We start from the raw sequence: 16,094 nt of genomic DNA, 5'->3' as shown, positions 1-16,094 counted from the left end.
TGTGAAAGTCAAAGACAAAGACATTGTAAACCGCTTTCACAGCACGCCAGATGCTTTTCGACTGGCGCTATTGTGCGGACCCAATGTCACGCGATGCCAGGCCTTGGCGAATGAACTGGCAACACCGCTCGCGTCCGCATCAGAACGGGTGGAAATGTCTCTGGCAGATATTACAGAAAGCCCCGCGCGGTTGAACGATGAAGCAACATCTGCATCCTTGTTCGGCGACAAAAGATATATCATGCTTCGACTTAACAGCGGCGAATCCGTCCGAGCGGCTGCGGCAATTGAAAATTTGCTCGAGTCAGAAACCAAAGGGGATCCGGTCTTTGTGGTGGCCGCGGGTATGGCCGACAAAACCGCGCTGGCGAAAAAAATTGCCGCCGCTCCGGATGCCTTAATCGCGACTTGTTACGAAACCACTCAGGGTGATGCTGTGGCTGCCATATCTCACATGGCGCGGGAACAGGGCGTCTTATTATCGCGGGATATGGCGGCAGCGCTTGCAGCCTTGACCAGCAATGATCTGGTTTTGGCGAGGCTCGAAGTCGAAAAAATTGCCCTTTATCTGGATAGCAATCCGGACAATCCCCAAACCGCCGAAGCCGAGCTTTTGTCCCTGCTTGGCGCTGAAAATGATGAAGAAGATCTCGGATTGTTGATCAACGCGGCTATTGGCGGCGATACGCAAAAATTGTCACAGGAATTGGCCGCGCTGCGTCCGACAGGGTTTAGCGAAGTCGGCTTGGTCCGCTTAATGCTGCGGCATCTTGGAAAGCTTGCAGAATTACGGAGCAAAGTCGATCAAGGGTCCAATATTGGCAAATTGGTCAATCATCCGTCGGTTTTCTGGAAAGACCGGGATCATTATGCTCGGCAATTACATATTTGGTCGTCCGCCCATATTGCGCGGCTGATTGAACGGATATTGACGTTGGAAATTGCTTTGAAATCCAGTGGTCAACCGGAACAGGTCTTGGTGGAGCAGGAATTATTGACTATTGCCCGTAAAGCAGCGCGGTTGCGCTGAACGGGTTATTCATAGTCTGCTGTAATCGCGATCCGTCCGCGAAATTGGCCACTCGCATTGCCGTTCACCCGCAACTTTCCTCCAAAGGAAAATGTCAAACGTCCGTCGCTATCCAGGCGCGGTTGGGCGGGCAAGTCCGTGTCCAATTTTACCAGATTGGCGGTCGATCCATTGGGTGCGCTTAGCGTAATCCGTTCCGGCAAGTTAACTCGGACAATCCGCCCAGGCTCTCCGGTTAATCGGCCTTCGCCATGCAGCGACAAGCCTCCTAAATCGGTAATTCCACCGCTAATTCTGCGTTGACGGGATTGCGGATCAAGATCGACTTCACCGCCCGCTCTGTTGAGCAATGCCAATCGCGAAAAATCAAGATTGGCGGTAATTTCGATGCGCAGCGGCAGTTCCGCTTCTCCTGACCGTGCCGCTGCAGACGCCGTTTCCGGACTATCGGCGCATAATCGGCATTGCGCGGCCACGTTGCTGCTTGGGAAAACGAGTACGCCCCCGAACAAGAATAGGGTTGAAACCGCTATTTTGAATTTCAAATCAGATATCACAACAGTTCATATCTAGGCCTAAGGGCTAAAAAAATGCTTAATTTCTGCAATTGCCGGGCTTTTAACGCGCCCTTTAGACCCCGTTTGTTCGGGTTTTGCTATTCCATGCTGTTTTCGATTGGGTAAACCCCAGTGCATAGTGTCGGGGAGCCATTTTCGCCGCAGCGCATTATAGTTTGTAAACATGGCTGGCTAACGCTTGACCTTCTTGGCTTTTCCCCCCAGTTTCTATGGATGGAAAAAATAACCCTTAGCGCTGCAGAATGGCGCGAGAAACTGACGCCCGAACAATATCATATCCTGCGAGAAGCCGGAACAGAACGGGCCTTTACCGGTGCGCTCAACGCGGAAAAGCGAAACGGTGAATTTTTTTGCGCGGGTTGCGGAACGAAATTATTTGATGCGACGAAGAAATTTGACAGCGGTTGTGGCTGGCCCAGTTTCACCGAACCATCCGATCCCGCTGTCGTCACAGAAATAGAGGACCTCAGTCACGGTATGCGGCGCATAGAAGTGCGCTGCAGCAGTTGTAATGGCCATTTGGGGCATGTTTTCCCGGATGGGCCGGCAGAAAATGGGCTGCGCTATTGTATGAACAGTGCTGCTCTGGAATTTGAGCCCAATGACGATTGAATGTTCCGTTCGGCCATCGTTCAGCCTGCAGTAAGACGGTAATACGCTAAAACGCGAATGATAAGCGTGGGGTGAATGGAAGAATATGGCGCGGGGCAAAAAACGCAGTAAAAAACCGGGACCATTGCGCAAATGGTTTTTTCGACTTGTCAAAACTGGCCTGTTTGTCAGTTTGCTCGGGTTTATTGCGCTGATCGTAGCGGTCACGGTTATCCGGTCGTCTTTGCCCGGCTATGAAGATTTAAAATCATCACCCAATGGGCAAATGATCCGCGTGCTCGATACCAATGGTCGCGAATTATTTTCCATGGGCCCAAGCTATGGCCAATGGCTCGACTATGAGGATATTCCCCAAGTTATGATCGATGCAATGGTGGCGGTCGAAGATCGCCGCTATGAAAGCCATCTGGGCGTCGACCCAATTGGCATTGCCCGATCCTTGAAAGTCCGCTTTGAGCGTGGACGCTGGGCTCAAGGTGGATCGACCATCACCCAGCAACTGGCGCGCAATATCTTTTTGAACAACAGCCGGACATTTGGACGAAAAGGCCGAGAGATTTTAATTGCTCTGGCCATGGAAAGGAAATTTTCCAAAGAACAGATACTCGAGCTCTATCTCAACAAAGTCTATTATGGTGGCGGTGCCTATGGCATTGATGCGGCCTCTCGGCGGTTTTTTGCTCATAGCGCAACCGATCTCGATCTTGCGGAAGCCGCGATTATCGCCGGATTGGTCAAAGCACCATCGCGCTATTCACCCACAGCAGACGCACAAGCCGCCATTGACCGCGCAACCGTGGTTTTGCGTGTGATGCAGGACGCCGGAGCCATTAGCGCTGCACAAGCGGCGGAAACCAAACCAAAATCTGTCAAACTGGCGCCGGAACCCCGTCAAAATAGTGTCCGCTATTTTACCGACTGGGCTTTGCCACAATTGGACCTGCTCATCGATGAGACCGTAGAGCCTATTGAAGTGTGGACCACACTTGATCTCGATATGCAGCGCACCGCAACAACGGCCATCCAAACCGGCGCCCCTGCCGGAGCCCAAGGCGCATTGGTTGCGATTGACCGCGATGGCGCAGTCCGCGCGATGGTCGGAGGAACCGATTATGTTACCTCTAACTATAATCGCGCCACCCAGGCCGTGCGCCAACCCGGATCAGCTTGGAAAGTCTTTGTCTATATGGCGGCCCTGGAAGCCGGTTATACGCCGAATGATATCGTTACCGACCAACCGATTCAAATTGGCAATTGGACACCGCGCAATAGCGGCGGGCGCTATGCCGGAGATATCAGTGTCCGCAGCGCTTTTGCCTATTCGAAAAATACTGTTGCAGCCGCGATTGGCAACGATATTGGTACATCGACCATTGCCAATATGGCCCGCCGCTTTGGCGTCACCACACCGATTGACACCAATCCGTCAATGGTGCTGGGAACATCAGATGTGCGGTTGCTGGATATGACCCGTGCCTTTGCTTCGATCAGCGCCAATGGCATTGCGATCACCCCCTATGCGATCACCAAAGTCTCGACCATGAAGGGTGATGTTCTGTATCAAAGCAAATTTGATGGCAGCCGCGTGCTGGTGGATCCTTGGGTGTCAGCGGGAATTACCGATCTGATGCAAACCGCCGTTAATGCCGGTACCGGCCGTGCGGCTCAAATTGGCCGACCCGTGGCCGGCAAAACCGGAACCACCAGCAGCAATAAGGACGGTTGGTTTCTGGGCTTTTCAAGCGGATTAACAACCGGAGTCTGGATGGGCAGGGACGATGCCAAACCGGTCCGCGGCCTGCAAGGTGGCCGTGCGCCTGCAGCAGCTTTTGCGGCCTTTATGAAAGTGGCCGTCGCAAAACGCAAAGTCGAAAAATTTGATACCGAACTTATCTTGCCGGATTGGCAATTAGAGCCGGATGAAGAAGAATTATACGGCGCTCCGGAAGATGGCATTTATGTGGATGAAAATGGCATGCCGATTGAAACCGGACAAGGCTTGGAATATGATCTTGAAGGCGGTCAGGCCGCAGATGGGCCACCGCAATTGGATCAAGACTGGATTGATTCAGTCCTGGGACGCAATGAGGAGGAAGCCCAGCCTGCACCTGCCCCCAGCGATGAGGCCCCATCCGAAGATGAGCCGCAAGCGCCGGTTTCAATTTTGCCCAAACCGGAAGAAGACTAAACCCAAAGCAAAGATGGAATTTAGCGGGGGCTTGCACCCACCAGATGCAGAGCCGCACCATGTTGCTTGAGCCAATCGTCGGCTTTATGCCGATCACCATCGAAAATATCGTCCAAATAGCCATAAAAATCCGGACTGTGATTCATATGTTCAAGATGAGCCACTTCATGGGCGACAACGGATCGCCGCACCATCGGCGGCGCCATGATCAACCGCCAGTTTAGCCGGATCGATTTGCGGCCCGAACAACTGCCCCAACGGCGTCTCGCATCACCAATGGAAAGCGTGGGAAGCGGCTGATCAGCCCGGGCACAATAATAAGCCAGATCATCAGCATAGACCTCGCGCGCCTGATCTTTCATCCAGCTTAAGACGCGACTGGCAACGCGATCTTCTGGTCCTCCAACGCATATTTCAAGATCACGGCGTTCGGGTTGTCGTCTGAAATCAGGAGACCAATGGACCCGATGAGGCTCCCCTTTAAACGCCAGCTTTGCGCCAGGAACTATAGGAATGGGCGGCAAGGCTTCAGCAAAGCGCGCCGCCAACCATTGCGATTTGGATTGGGCAAAACGCAGCGCCTGGGCGGTCGGCGCATAGCGCGGCATCGTCAGACAGACTTCCCCTTTGACAATATCCGCGGAGACCGCGATCGACCGGGCTTGTGCCAATTTGCGAATGCGCAGCGGATAGAAACGATCTCCCAGCTCAATTTCCAATGGCGCTTGCGAGTCCGTTTTCTGGTCAGAGCGGTGTGTCGAGAATATGCTGTTCAATAGGGCCAGCGTCTACCTCCGTAATAACCTTGCCGCGAATGGAATTGCCGGTGTCGTGGATCGTATCTCGATTCCCCGAGACCAGATAATGCCAATCGGGTAATGGCAAATTGCGCGCCCGCATTTTATAGGCACAGCTATCGGGAAGCCAAGAAAATTGTTCCAATTTGCTCCGCGTGAGCCTGACGCAATCCGGTACAAAATAGCGGCGGCGGCGATAGTCGCTGCATTGGGCGCTGTTAATATCCAGCAGCTTGCAGGCGATATTGGTCATGTAAATTTCGCCATCATCTTCGTCTTCAGCCTTGAGCAAACAGCATTTGCCGCAGCCGTCACACAGCGCCTCCCACTGGCCGCGATCGAGCGTTTCCAGGGGTTGCTCCCAAAAGGGACTATTCCGGTCTATGTCGTCCATCGCATGATTTCATCGGCAACCTGTTGAGCCGTTCCATCAAAAGGAAGCAATGCGATCGGCTCTCCGTCCGGACCGAATAAGTAGCCTTGCCGGCTATGATCGATGAGATATTCACTAAATCCCGGACTTTCACGCTTGTTGAATATGATCAAATATTTTTTGGCAACCGCCGTAATGTCATCCAGGCTTCCGGTCAGGCCGATGAGGCGTGGATGAAAATTATCGACATATTGCTTTAGCTGTTCCGGTCCATCGCGCTCCGGATCGAGTGAGATAAACAGCGGTTGAATCTTTTCTGCCAATTCCGGTTTTGCTTTTTCTGCCAAGGTTAGACCATTCATCAAATTGGCCAAATCGACCGGACAAACATCCGGGCAATAGGTGAAACCAAAATAGATGATTCGATACTGGCCGGTAAAATCTGAATCAGAGGTTTTGCCGCCATCTTGATTGGTCAATGTGAATGTCCCGCCAATTTTGGCGCCAGCCAATGGCGGTTCTGCGCTTTCTTCGACGGGAGAAGCAAGGTTGCAGCCAGACAAAAGCGAGAGTAAAAGCGTCCCGAAGAAAACCAATAGTAATTTGTTCATCATGCGGCCAGACATGGTCTGCTACAGGATAATATTCAACCGATTTTTGAGAGTTTTGATCGGCAGAACAGAATATATCCTCAAATAAAGTTAGGGCGGCAATAGATGATTTGGGGCAACAAGAATATTGTGACGAAAAGCGCGAACGGGACTGTGTCGCGTCTACTGTGGACGATCTGCCTGATCTTTTCGCTCGCCCTTCCCGGGGCCGTTCATGCCCAATTTTCTGCCAGCTATAATTTTCTCCAAGCCGTTAAAGATCGCGACGGTACGGAAGCCACAAAATTTCTCAACCAACCCGGGACGGTCATCGTCAACACCCGAGATGTTACCTCGGGTGAAACCGCTTTGCATATCGTCGTCGCCCGCCGTGATGCGACATGGACAACATTTCTCTTGCAAAAAGGGGCCAACCCCAATTTGCGCGACAAAAGCGGGACGGCTCCGCTAATGCTCGCTACGCGCCTGAGATTTGTGGAAGGCGCGAGAATTTTACTCGCCAAGAAAGCCGATGTTAATCTGGCCAATAATCGCGGCGAAACCGCTTTAATCCGGGCCGTGCAATTGCGCGATTCGGAAATGGTGCGGCTCTTGTTGAAAAACGGTGCCGATGCCGATTTAACCGATACACTGGCCGGCTTGTCTGCCCGTGACTATGCCACACGCGATCGGCGGGCGGCGTCGATTTTGGCCGAAATTGAAAAAAATGATGGTGAGGAAAAAACAAAGTCCACGGGTCGTTTTTTCGGACCACAAGGTTAAGGCCGCCGCTCGTATCAGTAAAATTCCTGCACTGCTGGATCGGTCCAGCCGTTGGCCGCCGATAAGCGCTGCATAGCCCGGCGCGCCAAGCGCATTGTTTCCGCTTTTCTGCGTGCCGGAGCCAATGCATGGGTTGCAGCCGGGCGGACCATTTCTGCATCATAAGCATCCGCAATGATAAGGCCGGCGCGATCGGGCAGAAAATCGGGACGATCCAATGGGGAGGCGTCAAATTCGGTTGGCAAACCCCAATAAAAGCGGTCACAATAGTCCAAATATTCGGTCCATTTGTTATCTCCGAGCAAGTCACTTCGGGCAACTTTGATTTCGACAATTACAATCTGCCCTTTGGCATCGATCCCCATAAGATCCGCCCGCCGCTTATTGGGTAAACTCACTTCCGACAAAACCATGATATCATGGCGTGAAAAGAGCCGGGCAATGCCGCGAGACACGGCCGCAGCGCCAGATAATGGCAATAGCTGCTCCTCACCACGCGCATGAGAATCAGATGCAATGCTTTGATGCATCGAGGAAGGGGGCGAATCGCTTTGTTCTATCATGCCGTCAAATTAGAACATAAGCGGAACAAAGAAAACACTTATCATTAAGGGACATTTGTCCGATCGGCTTCAGGCATAATAAAGGCCCCCAATTGGGAGCCTTTATAAAAGATATCAGAAAAGGTTTAGCGATAAAAAATATGATTATCGATCGTCGCCATCCGTTTTAGCCGCCAGCCGGGGGAAACATAGCGCGCATGGAAAAACAGAGCGCCTTCCACTGGGCTTTTCCAGCCGTCATTCATAGCGATTTTTGCAATAGCCACAGCATTGCGCCAATGGCGATGCCCTTTATCAATCCGAGGCATTTTGCCGCCCCGAATGAAAGAAAATTGTTTGCGCTGATAAACGACGCCGCAAATGCTGTTGGGGAAGCGCGAAGAATCGGCGCGTGCCATTACCACACGGGCAACGGCCAATTGGCCAGCCAGAGATTCACCCTTGGATTCAAAATAGACGGTACCTGCCAAACAGTGCATTTCTTTGCTGAGCGATCCGCTGACCGATTGCTGGCTCACCAGCTCCCGCAAAGAGCGCGCGCCACTGTCGGTAAAATCTACATTTTCAGCGGCCGTCTGTTGCTCATTAGCCAGCCGATCCGCTTCAATGACGTCGGCGGGAATTGCAGCAACAACTTCCTGCTTTTCTCCGAAAACTACGGGCGCGGCTTGTTCATTTGATTTCAGCATTTGCGGATCAACAATAATTTCCGCTTCTGGCGTTTCGTCATTTGCTTCTAGGGCAAAGGACGCATCGGTGACAGCAAGAGCTGCAGCCGTTGAAAATGCGAGCGAGAGCACGCTCGCAGTTTTAAATATTTTGCTCATAAACCTGTTATTTTATGCGGTGAGTTCAGTTTGGAACCAAATCCATATAAATAAGCCTAAAAACCAACCAACGGCCTATCCCTGTTCCCTCCGTCTGCATGTTTATTCCGCGCCCATTTGGGCAATCCCTCGGAACAACCTTTGCTTCAAAGTTGCTCGCGAAATAGGGTGCAGTGCAACAAAGTCAACGAATTCAAGTCATTTCAGCGACGAGCCGTTCCCCATCCGCGATGTCCAGTTCAATTAACCACAAGTCCGGGTCAAAACTGCTTCGGCGGCCCAAATAATTTTCTAAATCTTCTTTATTATCAGTATCTTGTGGCCATATTCTCTGCCAATTGGAGGGGCCATCCAAACTCGGCATTTTCTCTAGAACGCGCGGATCTTTCCCCCTTTCGAGGCAAATAATCAGTATGGCACCGGAGATTCGGTCACCCTTGCGCAAAACTGTCGCAAAGCCGCCTTGCTGATTCACTTTCCGCATCAATGACTGCACCATCATTTCAGCGGACAGGCGCGGTGAGGTCATGATTTAGAGGGGTGCTCGTCCTGAATATATCCAGGCAATGAGGACAAAGGAATATGGGATCGCATGAACGTTCCGGTTCCCCGGGCTATTTCTTCGCCTTCTGCATCAATCAGGCGGGAATCAGCAACAAAGACTCTTCTTTTTCCGCTAACCCAGCGCCCTTCTGCCGTCACCGTACTGGATTTCAGAGGCCGCGTGAACAGCACGTTAAAGGCTGTTGTTAGCAAAAACCGGTCCGACACGAGACTATTGGCTGCATAAAAGGCGGCATCATCGAGCATTTTAAAATAGCTCGTGCCATGCACAGCCCCAGCCGCATGATAATGGCGTTCATCCACAGCAAAAGTGATCCGGGCCAAGCCGCGTTCTGTTATTTCCAGATCAGATTCGAACAGCTGATTAATCGGCGCCTGTTTATACAAGCGCTCAAGAGCATGAAAATGTTCGAGCGACCCATCGGATTGTTGGTCGGGGGGCGTCTGTTCAGCCATTATCAAGCCGCTTGTTGATCCTGCTGCCCCGTCAACAACACATATAAAGCATCTTCAGATGCGGCACCGCGCAATTTGGAAATGACCGAATCGTCACGCAAAAAGCGGGAGATTTCAGCCAATGCTTTCAAATGATCAGCGCTGCCATGTTCGGGCGACAACAGTCCAAAGACCATATCGACATCTTGTCCGTCATGCGCGTCAAAGCCAATCGGCTGAGCCAGACGAACGAACAATCCTACACATTGGTTCAATTGCTTGATTCGGGCATGCGGAATGGCAACTGATCCGCCAAAACCCGTTGAACCGAGGGATTCGCGGTCGTGAAGCCGCTCGCGCACCACATGCTCATCCAAATCATAAGATTGCGCAGCTTTTTTGGCGAGCAATTCAAAAATTTGCGGCTTTGAAAGAAGATCAGCGCTCGCCTCGATGGCGGCTGGATCAATGTGAACTGACAAATATTCCATTTCTACCTCTCAGGCTCCCGGCCTGAATTTTAACTACGCAAAACATCATTGCAGACCGAAGGCCGGCACGCGATGCGATTGATCACAAATTTATAGTCGTCAATATTACAGACGGAGCGGGGGACTCAATATATGAACGGAACGCTATTTTTGGGGTTCAACCCAGCCGATAGTCCCGTCCGAGCGGCGGTAAACCATATTATGCGATCCAGTTCCAGCATTTTTGAACAATAGGGCGCTGGTATTACGCAAATCCATCATCATCACCGCATTGGAAACACTGGCTTCCGGGATATCTGTGCTGGTTTCGGCAATAATCGGAGGCGAATCGGACGCGACTTCGACTTCTTCTTCCTCATCTGCCGAATCGAACACCCGATAAGCCGCTTCTTCCTGTTTTGCAGCATATTGCGCCTGCACATGGTGATCGTTCAATCGGCGCATATAGCGGCGAAGCTGTTTTTCTATCTTGTCAGCCGCTTGTTCAAAGGCCTGATGGGCATCCCCGGCCTGTGCTTCTGATTTCAACATCAAACCGGTCATGATATGCGACACAATATCGCACTGAAAATGATTATGCGGGGCCTTGCCAAAGGTCGCATGAGTCGAAATCGCCTTCGGAAAATATTTGTCCGCTATCGCATTCATGCGATCATCGACATGACCTTGAAGCGCATCGCCGGTATCCACTTGATGTCCTGAAACCCGAATTTCCATATTTTTTCTCCATCATGGTTACGCGATATTTTAATCATTCCCAGCAGTGCGGTCGTATTTTTCAGATCTTGGCCCAGACCGGATCTTCTATACCTTCCATAAATTCCGCATGACGCGCAAGCTCGTCAGCCGAGGCGCTATGCGGCCGCGGCGCAACAAATGACCGACGCAAAGCGGCTTCTTTTCCAGAGGCTTGGCGTTTTTCCTCTACGGCCGGTTTCTTTTCGTCGGCCAAACCAAGGCCAATTTGGCGGCCGCCCGTCAGCTCAATATAGAGTTGAGTCAGCAATTCTGCATCGAGCAAAGCCCCGTGCTTGACGCGGTGGCTGCGATCAATCCCGTAGCGGCTACACAAAGCATCCAAAGAAAGTTTTGCGCCCGGATGTTTGACTTTCGCAATTGCTAAAGTGTCCACCATGCGAAATTGGGAAATCAGTGTCTTGCCGCATAAGCGCAATTCCGCATTTAAAAAATTGAAATCAAATTGCGCGTTATGCGCTACCAAATTGGCGTCTCCGAGAAATTCCAGCAATTCATCCGCGCCATCGGCAAATAATTTTTTGTCGGATAGAAATATATCGGACAGGCCATGCACTTCTTCGGCGGCTTTGGGCATGGGACGTTGCGGATTATAATAGCAATGGAAGCTATTTCCGGTTTCAATCCGGTCGATCATTTCAATACAGCCAATTTCAACCATCCGGTCGCCAGTTTCAGGGTCAAAGCCGGTGGTTTCTGTGTCGAAAATTATCTCTCGCATAACCCCAATATCGGACTCAATTTCCGGTTACGCAAGGGAAGCTTTCAATTTTTCAATAGTATTTTGCACCTCTTGACGTGTTTCATCGATAGACTGGGATGTATTGATCACAAAATCAGCCCGTTTGCGCTTTTCTGCATCGGGCATTTGCAGCGCTTTTATGGTTTCGAACTTTTCGGCAGTCATGCCGGGGCGAGCCAAAACTCGGTCCCGTTGGTCTTGGGCCTGAGCCGAAACGACGACAATCTGGTCGACACCGGCAGCACCGGTTTTTTCAAATAACAGGGGTATATCGAAAAGCACAATTTGCGCCTTTTCCTGCTCTTTTAGAAATTGCAAACGCATTTCTCCGACCGCCGGATGAATAAGCGCCTCTAATTGTCTCAATGCATCTGGATTGCCCAACACAGCCGGGCCGAGTTTTTGTCGATCAACTCCATTTTCGCTGGTTGTACCAGGAAACAGCGCTTCGATTTTCTCGACAAGCGCTCCGCCAGGTCCTTGCAAGAGATGCACTGCAGCATCAGCGTCAAAGACCGGAATGCCTTCGCTGGCAAACATCTCAGCGACAGTGGATTTGCCCATTCCGATGGAACCCGTGAGCCCGATAATCAATGGACCGGTCATGCCTGAAGCCGCTTTCGGAGTTCGTCATCATATTCCAGCGGCGGCGCTTGTCCGAAAAAAATTTCGAACGCGACAGCGGCTTGACCGATTAGCATGGTCATCCCATCAATTGTCTCCAGCCCCCGTGCTTTTGCGGCTTTGAGCAATTTTGTCTTGAGCGGCACATAGACCAGATCGTAAACAATAGTGTCTGCCGGCAGATTATCGAGATCGAGGATTAGATCTTCTTGTCCTGCCATCCCCAGCGGACTGGCATTTACCAGCAGTTTCGCTGGCGGCAAAGCCGCCTCATAACCCAAAGCCTGGCCCTTTAATCCAAATCGGGCAAGCAAAGCAGAGGCTTTTAGAACATTACGGTTGATCATGGTCACCGCACCCACATCAATTCGCGACAGCGCAAAAAGAACCGCTTGGGCAGCACCGCCAGCACCGACAACTATAATCTCTTCGCCAGCCAGAGGAATATCGGCCAGCGGCGCGAAAAACCCGCCGGCATCTGTATTGGTACCAAATAAATGTCCGCGTTCGTCACGGGCAATAGTATTCATTGCGCCAATTGACCCTTTGACATCACCGGGATCGGAAACATGATCCATAACCGCCAATTTGTGGGGAAGCGTAACATTGCAACCGCGCCACAGAGGATCTTTTTTCCGCTCTGCAATATAGGATTGCAATTGATCCGGTTTCACGTGAAACATCTGATAATCTGCATCTATTCCCAATTTTTCCAACCAAAACTGATGAATAAGCGGCGATTTGCTATGCGCGATTGGGTCGCCAATCACTTCGGCATAAGGAACGGACTTCATGACGTCATAATTCCTCTGATCCGCAGATAATCGAGCAATGGCAGCAATGGTAAACCCATGATTGTAAACTGACTCCCTTTAATGTCGGCAAAAAGCTGAGCACCGCGCGCTTCAATTTCATAGCATCCTACACAATGTTGAATCTTGTCCCACTCTTCCTCAACATATTGGTCGATAAAGGCGTCACTCAAGCGGCGCATCGTTAAAGTGGCGATATCAATATGCCGCCACACCGGTGATCCTTGATCGGCGATAACCGCCGCGCTAAACAATTTATGCTTCTGGCCCGAAAGGCGCTGCAAATGGGATTTGGCCTCTTCCCGGGATTTCGGCTTATCCAAGGTTGAACCATCTTCCATTGCAAGAATCTGATCACCGCCCAGAACCAAGGCCGGTCCAATCCGGCGCGACAGCCGCACCGCTTTTGCTTCAGCCAAGGCATCGGCCAGATTTCGAGCGGTTACGCCATCCGCTTTCAAACCGTCCCGCAACGCCTCTTCGTCGACATTGGGCGCCAAGGGTTCAACCACTACGCCGGCTGCTTGTAGCATGTTTTTTCGGGCTTTGCTGTTCGAGGCCAAAATGAGCATGGGTTCCGGCATGTCATTGGTCATCCGATGGTGTCTTCTCTTTTTGTTCAATATGGCGCTCATTATAGAAAGCGATAATGGCGGCCGCAGATTCTTCAATTGAGCGCCGAGTCACATCAATTGTGGGCCAAGCATTATCGGCAAACATGCGCCGCGCATATTGGGTTTCGGCCTTTACTTTTTCTTCGTCGACATAATCTGTTTCCGGCGCCTGATTGAGCGACAAAAGTCGGTTTCTGCGGACTTGTACCAATCGGCTTGCGCCCGCCACCAAACCGACAACCAACGGGTTTTTCAAATGATAGAGCGCATCGGGTGGCGGAGATTCTGGTACGATCGGAATATTGGCCGTTTTATATCCGCGATTGGCAAGATAAATGGATGTCGGAGTCTTGGAAGTCCGGGACACCCCAGCCAGAACAATATCGGCTTCTTCCCAATTTTCCCAACCAATACCATCATCATGCGCAATGGTGAACTGGATCGCTTCCACCCGTTCAAAATAAGCAGCGTCTAATATATGCTGGCGGCCCGGCCGGGCCTTGGCTTCTTGCCCAAGCATATTAGACAGCGCATCAGTAACCGTATCAAGCGCTGGCACAACCGGCAGTCCCAAATGGCGGCATTCGCGTTCCAGGCGGGCTCTGATATCACTGTTCACGAGGGTAAATATGACCAAACCCGGATTAGACGCCACTTCAACTAATATTCGGTTCAAATGAGTCTCGGACCGGACCATCGGCCAAAAATGTTTGATGATTTCAACACCATCAAATTGCGCTAGGGCGGCTTTGGCGATATTTTCAAGTGTCTCGCCGGTCGAGTCTGATAACATATGAAGATGCAGTCTATTCATGGCCGCAACCCTGTGATTTCATTGTGGATAAAGCAAGGGATGAATTCGGGATTTTCCGCTTTGATAAATCCATCCCCATCATCCGCATTTCTATCCACAATGGATTCAGTTTGATGGTTTTCATCCACAGATTGTGGATTATGGGGAAGAAATTTGGGAATCGGTAAATTTTTCGTTAACGGCCATCTGTCAATCTGTTTGTAAACACGGTAGACGCCATTTAACCCACCTATCCACGCGCTATTATCACCAACAAGATTCTTTAAATATACTATATTATTATATTGAGTGACCCTTATCTTATGCCTGACGTTATCGAATCCCCAAAATTATTGCTCAACACTCTGCGCGGCAAGAAACAAACCCAGACTCCCGTTTGGCTGATGCGCCAGGCTGGCCGATATCTGCCAGAATATCGCGAGTTACGGTCTCAAAAAGGTGGTTTTTTAGAGCTTTGCTATGATCCGGAATGTGCAGCTGAAGTCACTATTCAACCAATCCGGCGCTTTGGTTTTGACGGTGCGATATTATTTTCTGACATTTTGATTGTACCCCATGCCATGGGACAGGATCTTTGGTTTGAGGCGGGAGAAGGACCCCGGCTGGCACCAAGGTTGGTCGATGCAGCTTTAACCTCTCTTGAGTCGGCTCCGGCCCGTTTTGAGGCTATTTATGCCACAGTGCGCAATGTGGCTTCACAGCTAGAGGACAAAACCACTTTCATGGGCTTTGCTGGAAGCCCCTGGACGGTTGCGACCTATATGACCCACGGGCAGGGCAGTAAGGATCAGGCCGTGACTCGGCGTTATGCTTATCAGGATGAAGCCGCTTTTGCAGAGTTAATCCGCGCGATTATTGATCATAGCGTCACCTATTTGCTCGGTCAGATAGACGCCGGGGTTGATGCGATTCAATTGTTTGACAGCTGGGCCGGAACGCTTTCTCCCGCGCAATTTGAAAAATGGGTGATTGCACCCAATGCTGAAATTATCGCACGAATAAAAGCGGTCCATCCGGATCTGCCGATAATCGGATTTCCCAAAGGCGCCGGTGCAAAATTGGTTGCTTATGCGAGAGAAACCGGAGCGGATGCGATTGGCCTTGATGAAACGGTTGACCCATTTTGGGCGCATGACAATTTGCCGGCGGATATTCCGTTGCAAGGCAATCTTGATCCCTTAGCCTTGATTGCTGGCGGAGAAGCGCTGGAAAATTCAGTGCGTCACATCCTGCAAGTCTTTGAAGATCGGCCGCATATTTTTAACCTGGGTCACGGAATTTTACCCGATACACCCATTGAACATGTCGAAAAGCTGCTTACACTTGTCCGGCAATGAATGAAATAATCTCTATGCTCTATCTCTGGTTAAAATCCGCGCATCTCATCTTTGTTATCTTCTGGATGGCTGGCCTGTTCATGATGCCGCGTTTCTTTGTCTATCATCAAGAATCTGCTGTGGGTTCGGAAGAAGATGGCAAATGGATTGAGCGCGAAGGAAAATTGCGCAAGATAATCCTCAACCCATCGTTGATCATTGTCTGGGCCGTCGGATTGTTTCTTGCTTATGAGATTGACGCATTTAGCCAGGGTTGGTTTCACGCCAAATTGCTCGTGGTGTTATTGTTGTCCGGCTATCACGGCTGGATGATGGGCTATACCAAAAAGCTGGCGCGGGGTGAACGGAATTTGTCCGATAAAAAGCTGCGACTGGTGAATGAAGTGCCCGGCATTACCGCAGCGATCATTGTGATTTTGGTGATTGTGAAACCGTTTTAAATTTGCATTGCCTGTTCCCATTCAGCTCTTGTTGACAGCATCACGGCAAAGGCGTAATTGACGCTCAAAGCCCGTCCGGGCGACATTCCATGTGAAAATTTGACAGCCGATATGCTGCACACAT

The 16,094-nt window shown here is 50.9% G+C and carries 21 protein-coding genes; 6 read left to right on the top strand and 15 right to left on the bottom strand.

What is annotated here, in order from left to right; all coding sequences use genetic code 11:
* Window position 1 precedes the first annotated feature (1 nt).
* Window positions 2-1,030: a DNA polymerase III subunit delta gene (gene holA, locus ABJU74_RS08175; RefSeq protein WP_348383539.1), complete on the top strand. Its 1,029-nt coding sequence runs from the start codon at window positions 2-4 to the stop codon at window positions 1,028-1,030.
* A 5-nt stretch (window positions 1,031-1,035) separates the two neighbouring features.
* Here holA and ABJU74_RS08170 read toward each other — a convergent pair whose 3' ends face one another.
* Window positions 1,036-1,575, bottom strand: coding sequence for a DUF4402 domain-containing protein (locus ABJU74_RS08170; RefSeq protein ID WP_348383540.1), 540 nt, complete (start codon window positions 1,573-1,575; stop codon window positions 1,036-1,038).
* A 246-nt stretch (window positions 1,576-1,821) separates the two neighbouring features.
* On the opposite strand from ABJU74_RS08170, the gene msrB reads away from it, so the two are divergent.
* Both msrB and ABJU74_RS08160 read left to right on the top strand, forming a co-directional pair.
* On the top strand, window positions 1,822-2,220 hold the full coding sequence (msrB, locus tag ABJU74_RS08165) for a peptide-methionine (R)-S-oxide reductase MsrB (protein WP_348383541.1): 399 nt from the start codon (window positions 1,822-1,824) through the stop codon (window positions 2,218-2,220).
* Between the two features lie 85 nt (window positions 2,221-2,305).
* Window positions 2,306-4,408 carry a PBP1A family penicillin-binding protein gene (locus tag ABJU74_RS08160; RefSeq protein ID WP_348383542.1) on the top strand — a complete coding sequence of 701 codons (2,103 nt, stop codon included), beginning with the start codon at window positions 2,306-2,308 and terminating at the stop codon, window positions 4,406-4,408.
* 20 nt (window positions 4,409-4,428) lie between these two features.
* On the opposite strand, the gene ABJU74_RS08155 is transcribed toward ABJU74_RS08160, so the two are convergent.
* The 3 genes from ABJU74_RS08155 to ABJU74_RS08145 are packed head-to-tail and all read right to left on the bottom strand — an operon-like array spanning window position 4,429 to window position 6,204.
* On the bottom strand, window positions 4,429-5,127 hold the full coding sequence (locus tag ABJU74_RS08155) for a SprT family zinc-dependent metalloprotease (RefSeq protein WP_348383543.1): 699 nt from the start codon (window positions 5,125-5,127) through the stop codon (window positions 4,429-4,431).
* A gap of 25 nt (window positions 5,128-5,152) precedes the next feature.
* The gene (locus ABJU74_RS08150; RefSeq protein WP_348383544.1) at window positions 5,153-5,599 is read right to left on the bottom strand and encodes a YcgN family cysteine cluster protein; all 447 of its coding nucleotides are present in this window, start codon (window positions 5,597-5,599) and stop codon (window positions 5,153-5,155) included.
* Window positions 5,587-6,204, bottom strand: coding sequence for an SCO family protein (locus ABJU74_RS08145; RefSeq protein ID WP_348422679.1), 618 nt, complete (start codon window positions 6,202-6,204; stop codon window positions 5,587-5,589). The genes ABJU74_RS08150 and ABJU74_RS08145 overlap by 13 nt, the downstream gene beginning before the upstream one ends.
* A gap of 90 nt (window positions 6,205-6,294) precedes the next feature.
* On the opposite strand from ABJU74_RS08145, the gene ABJU74_RS08140 reads away from it, so the two are divergent.
* Window positions 6,295-6,951 carry an ankyrin repeat domain-containing protein gene (locus ABJU74_RS08140; protein ID WP_348383546.1) on the top strand — a complete coding sequence of 219 codons (657 nt, stop codon included), beginning with the start codon at window positions 6,295-6,297 and terminating at the stop codon, window positions 6,949-6,951.
* Between the two features lie 14 nt (window positions 6,952-6,965).
* On the opposite strand, the gene ABJU74_RS08135 is transcribed toward ABJU74_RS08140, so the two are convergent.
* From ABJU74_RS08135 to ABJU74_RS08085, 11 genes are all read right to left on the bottom strand, one after another.
* On the bottom strand, window positions 6,966-7,430 hold the full coding sequence (locus ABJU74_RS08135) for an MmcB family DNA repair protein (protein ID WP_348383547.1): 465 nt from the start codon (window positions 7,428-7,430) through the stop codon (window positions 6,966-6,968).
* Between the two features lie 209 nt (window positions 7,431-7,639).
* A complete protein-coding gene (locus ABJU74_RS08130) occupies window positions 7,640-8,341 on the bottom strand; it encodes a cell wall hydrolase (protein WP_348383548.1) in 702 nt (233 codons plus the stop codon).
* A gap of 193 nt (window positions 8,342-8,534) precedes the next feature.
* Window positions 8,535-8,870, bottom strand: a complete 336-nt coding sequence (locus ABJU74_RS08125; protein WP_348383549.1) for a DUF1491 family protein — start codon at window positions 8,868-8,870, stop codon at window positions 8,535-8,537.
* On the bottom strand, window positions 8,867-9,361 hold the full coding sequence (locus ABJU74_RS08120; RefSeq protein ID WP_348383550.1) for a PaaI family thioesterase: 495 nt from the start codon (window positions 9,359-9,361) through the stop codon (window positions 8,867-8,869). The genes ABJU74_RS08125 and ABJU74_RS08120 overlap by 4 nt, the downstream gene beginning before the upstream one ends.
* 2 nt (window positions 9,362-9,363) lie before the next feature.
* Window positions 9,364-9,831 (bottom strand): PTS sugar transporter subunit IIA, encoded by a 468-nt coding sequence (locus ABJU74_RS08115; RefSeq protein ID WP_348383551.1) that lies wholly within the window; start codon window positions 9,829-9,831, stop codon window positions 9,364-9,366.
* 144 nt (window positions 9,832-9,975) lie between these two features.
* Window positions 9,976-10,548, bottom strand: coding sequence for a ribosome-associated translation inhibitor RaiA (gene raiA / locus ABJU74_RS08110; RefSeq protein ID WP_348383552.1), 573 nt, complete (start codon window positions 10,546-10,548; stop codon window positions 9,976-9,978).
* A gap of 61 nt (window positions 10,549-10,609) precedes the next feature.
* Window positions 10,610-11,308, bottom strand: coding sequence for a DNA polymerase III subunit epsilon (gene dnaQ, locus ABJU74_RS08105; RefSeq protein WP_348383553.1), 699 nt, complete (start codon window positions 11,306-11,308; stop codon window positions 10,610-10,612).
* Window positions 11,309-11,335: 27 nt separating this feature from the next.
* A complete protein-coding gene (gene coaE / locus ABJU74_RS08100) occupies window positions 11,336-11,935 on the bottom strand; it encodes a dephospho-CoA kinase (protein WP_348383554.1) in 600 nt (199 codons plus the stop codon).
* Window positions 11,932-12,747: a shikimate dehydrogenase gene (aroE, locus tag ABJU74_RS08095; RefSeq protein WP_348383555.1), complete on the bottom strand. Its 816-nt coding sequence runs from the start codon at window positions 12,745-12,747 to the stop codon at window positions 11,932-11,934. Before aroE ends, coaE begins: the two co-directional genes overlap by 4 nt.
* Window positions 12,744-13,337: a nucleoside triphosphate pyrophosphatase gene (locus tag ABJU74_RS08090; RefSeq protein ID WP_348384018.1), complete on the bottom strand. Its 594-nt coding sequence runs from the start codon at window positions 13,335-13,337 to the stop codon at window positions 12,744-12,746. Before ABJU74_RS08090 ends, aroE begins: the two co-directional genes overlap by 4 nt.
* Window positions 13,338-13,350: 13 nt before the next feature.
* Window positions 13,351-14,193, bottom strand: coding sequence for a pyruvate, water dikinase regulatory protein (locus ABJU74_RS08085; RefSeq protein ID WP_348383556.1), 843 nt, complete (start codon window positions 14,191-14,193; stop codon window positions 13,351-13,353).
* Window positions 14,194-14,495: 302 nt separating this feature from the next.
* Here ABJU74_RS08085 and hemE point away from each other — a divergent pair, with 302 nt between their 5' ends.
* Together hemE and ABJU74_RS08075 are read left to right on the top strand one after the other, a co-directional pair.
* Window positions 14,496-15,530, top strand: coding sequence for a uroporphyrinogen decarboxylase (gene hemE / locus ABJU74_RS08080; protein ID WP_348383557.1), 1,035 nt, complete (start codon window positions 14,496-14,498; stop codon window positions 15,528-15,530).
* A complete protein-coding gene (locus ABJU74_RS08075; protein ID WP_348383558.1) occupies window positions 15,527-15,970 on the top strand; it encodes a CopD family protein in 444 nt (147 codons plus the stop codon). Before hemE ends, ABJU74_RS08075 begins: the two co-directional genes overlap by 4 nt.
* The last annotated feature ends 124 nt before the right edge of the window (window positions 15,971-16,094 follow it).

The sequence above is a fragment of the Parasphingorhabdus sp. genome, assembly GCF_039982415.1.
Classification (GTDB): Bacteria; Pseudomonadota; Alphaproteobacteria; order Sphingomonadales; family Sphingomonadaceae; genus Parasphingorhabdus.
Note: the sequence above shows the minus strand (reverse complement) of the source record. Positions and strands in the feature narration are given on the sequence as shown.

Coding starts and splice junctions, on each gene's coding strand:
- msrB (WP_348383541.1), top strand. CDS start 1,822: ATGGAAAAAATAACCCTTAGCGCTGCAGAATGGCGCGAGAAACTGACG.
- ABJU74_RS08160 (WP_348383542.1), top strand. CDS start 2,306: ATGGCGCGGGGCAAAAAACGCAGTAAAAAACCGGGACCATTGCGCAAA.
- ABJU74_RS08150 (WP_348383544.1), bottom strand. CDS start 5,599: ATGGACGACATAGACCGGAATAGTCCCTTTTGGGAGCAACCCCTGGAA.
- ABJU74_RS08145 (WP_348422679.1), bottom strand. CDS start 6,204: ATGTCTGGCCGCATGATGAACAAATTACTATTGGTTTTCTTCGGGACG.
- ABJU74_RS08140 (WP_348383546.1), top strand. CDS start 6,295: ATGATTTGGGGCAACAAGAATATTGTGACGAAAAGCGCGAACGGGACT.
- ABJU74_RS08130 (WP_348383548.1), bottom strand. CDS start 8,341: ATGAGCAAAATATTTAAAACTGCGAGCGTGCTCTCGCTCGCATTTTCA.
- ABJU74_RS08125 (WP_348383549.1), bottom strand. CDS start 8,870: ATGACCTCACCGCGCCTGTCCGCTGAAATGATGGTGCAGTCATTGATG.
- ABJU74_RS08120 (WP_348383550.1), bottom strand. CDS start 9,361: ATGGCTGAACAGACGCCCCCCGACCAACAATCCGATGGGTCGCTCGAA.
- ABJU74_RS08115 (WP_348383551.1), bottom strand. CDS start 9,831: ATGGAATATTTGTCAGTTCACATTGATCCAGCCGCCATCGAGGCGAGC.
- raiA (WP_348383552.1), bottom strand. CDS start 10,548: ATGGAAATTCGGGTTTCAGGACATCAAGTGGATACCGGCGATGCGCTT.
- dnaQ (WP_348383553.1), bottom strand. CDS start 11,308: ATGCGAGAGATAATTTTCGACACAGAAACCACCGGCTTTGACCCTGAA.
- coaE (WP_348383554.1), bottom strand. CDS start 11,935: ATGACCGGTCCATTGATTATCGGGCTCACGGGTTCCATCGGAATGGGC.
- aroE (WP_348383555.1), bottom strand. CDS start 12,747: ATGAAGTCCGTTCCTTATGCCGAAGTGATTGGCGACCCAATCGCGCAT.
- ABJU74_RS08090 (WP_348384018.1), bottom strand. CDS start 13,337: ATGCTCATTTTGGCCTCGAACAGCAAAGCCCGAAAAAACATGCTACAA.
- ABJU74_RS08085 (WP_348383556.1), bottom strand. CDS start 14,193: ATGAATAGACTGCATCTTCATATGTTATCAGACTCGACCGGCGAGACA.
- hemE (WP_348383557.1), top strand. CDS start 14,496: ATGCCTGACGTTATCGAATCCCCAAAATTATTGCTCAACACTCTGCGC.
- ABJU74_RS08075 (WP_348383558.1), top strand. CDS start 15,527: ATGAATGAAATAATCTCTATGCTCTATCTCTGGTTAAAATCCGCGCAT.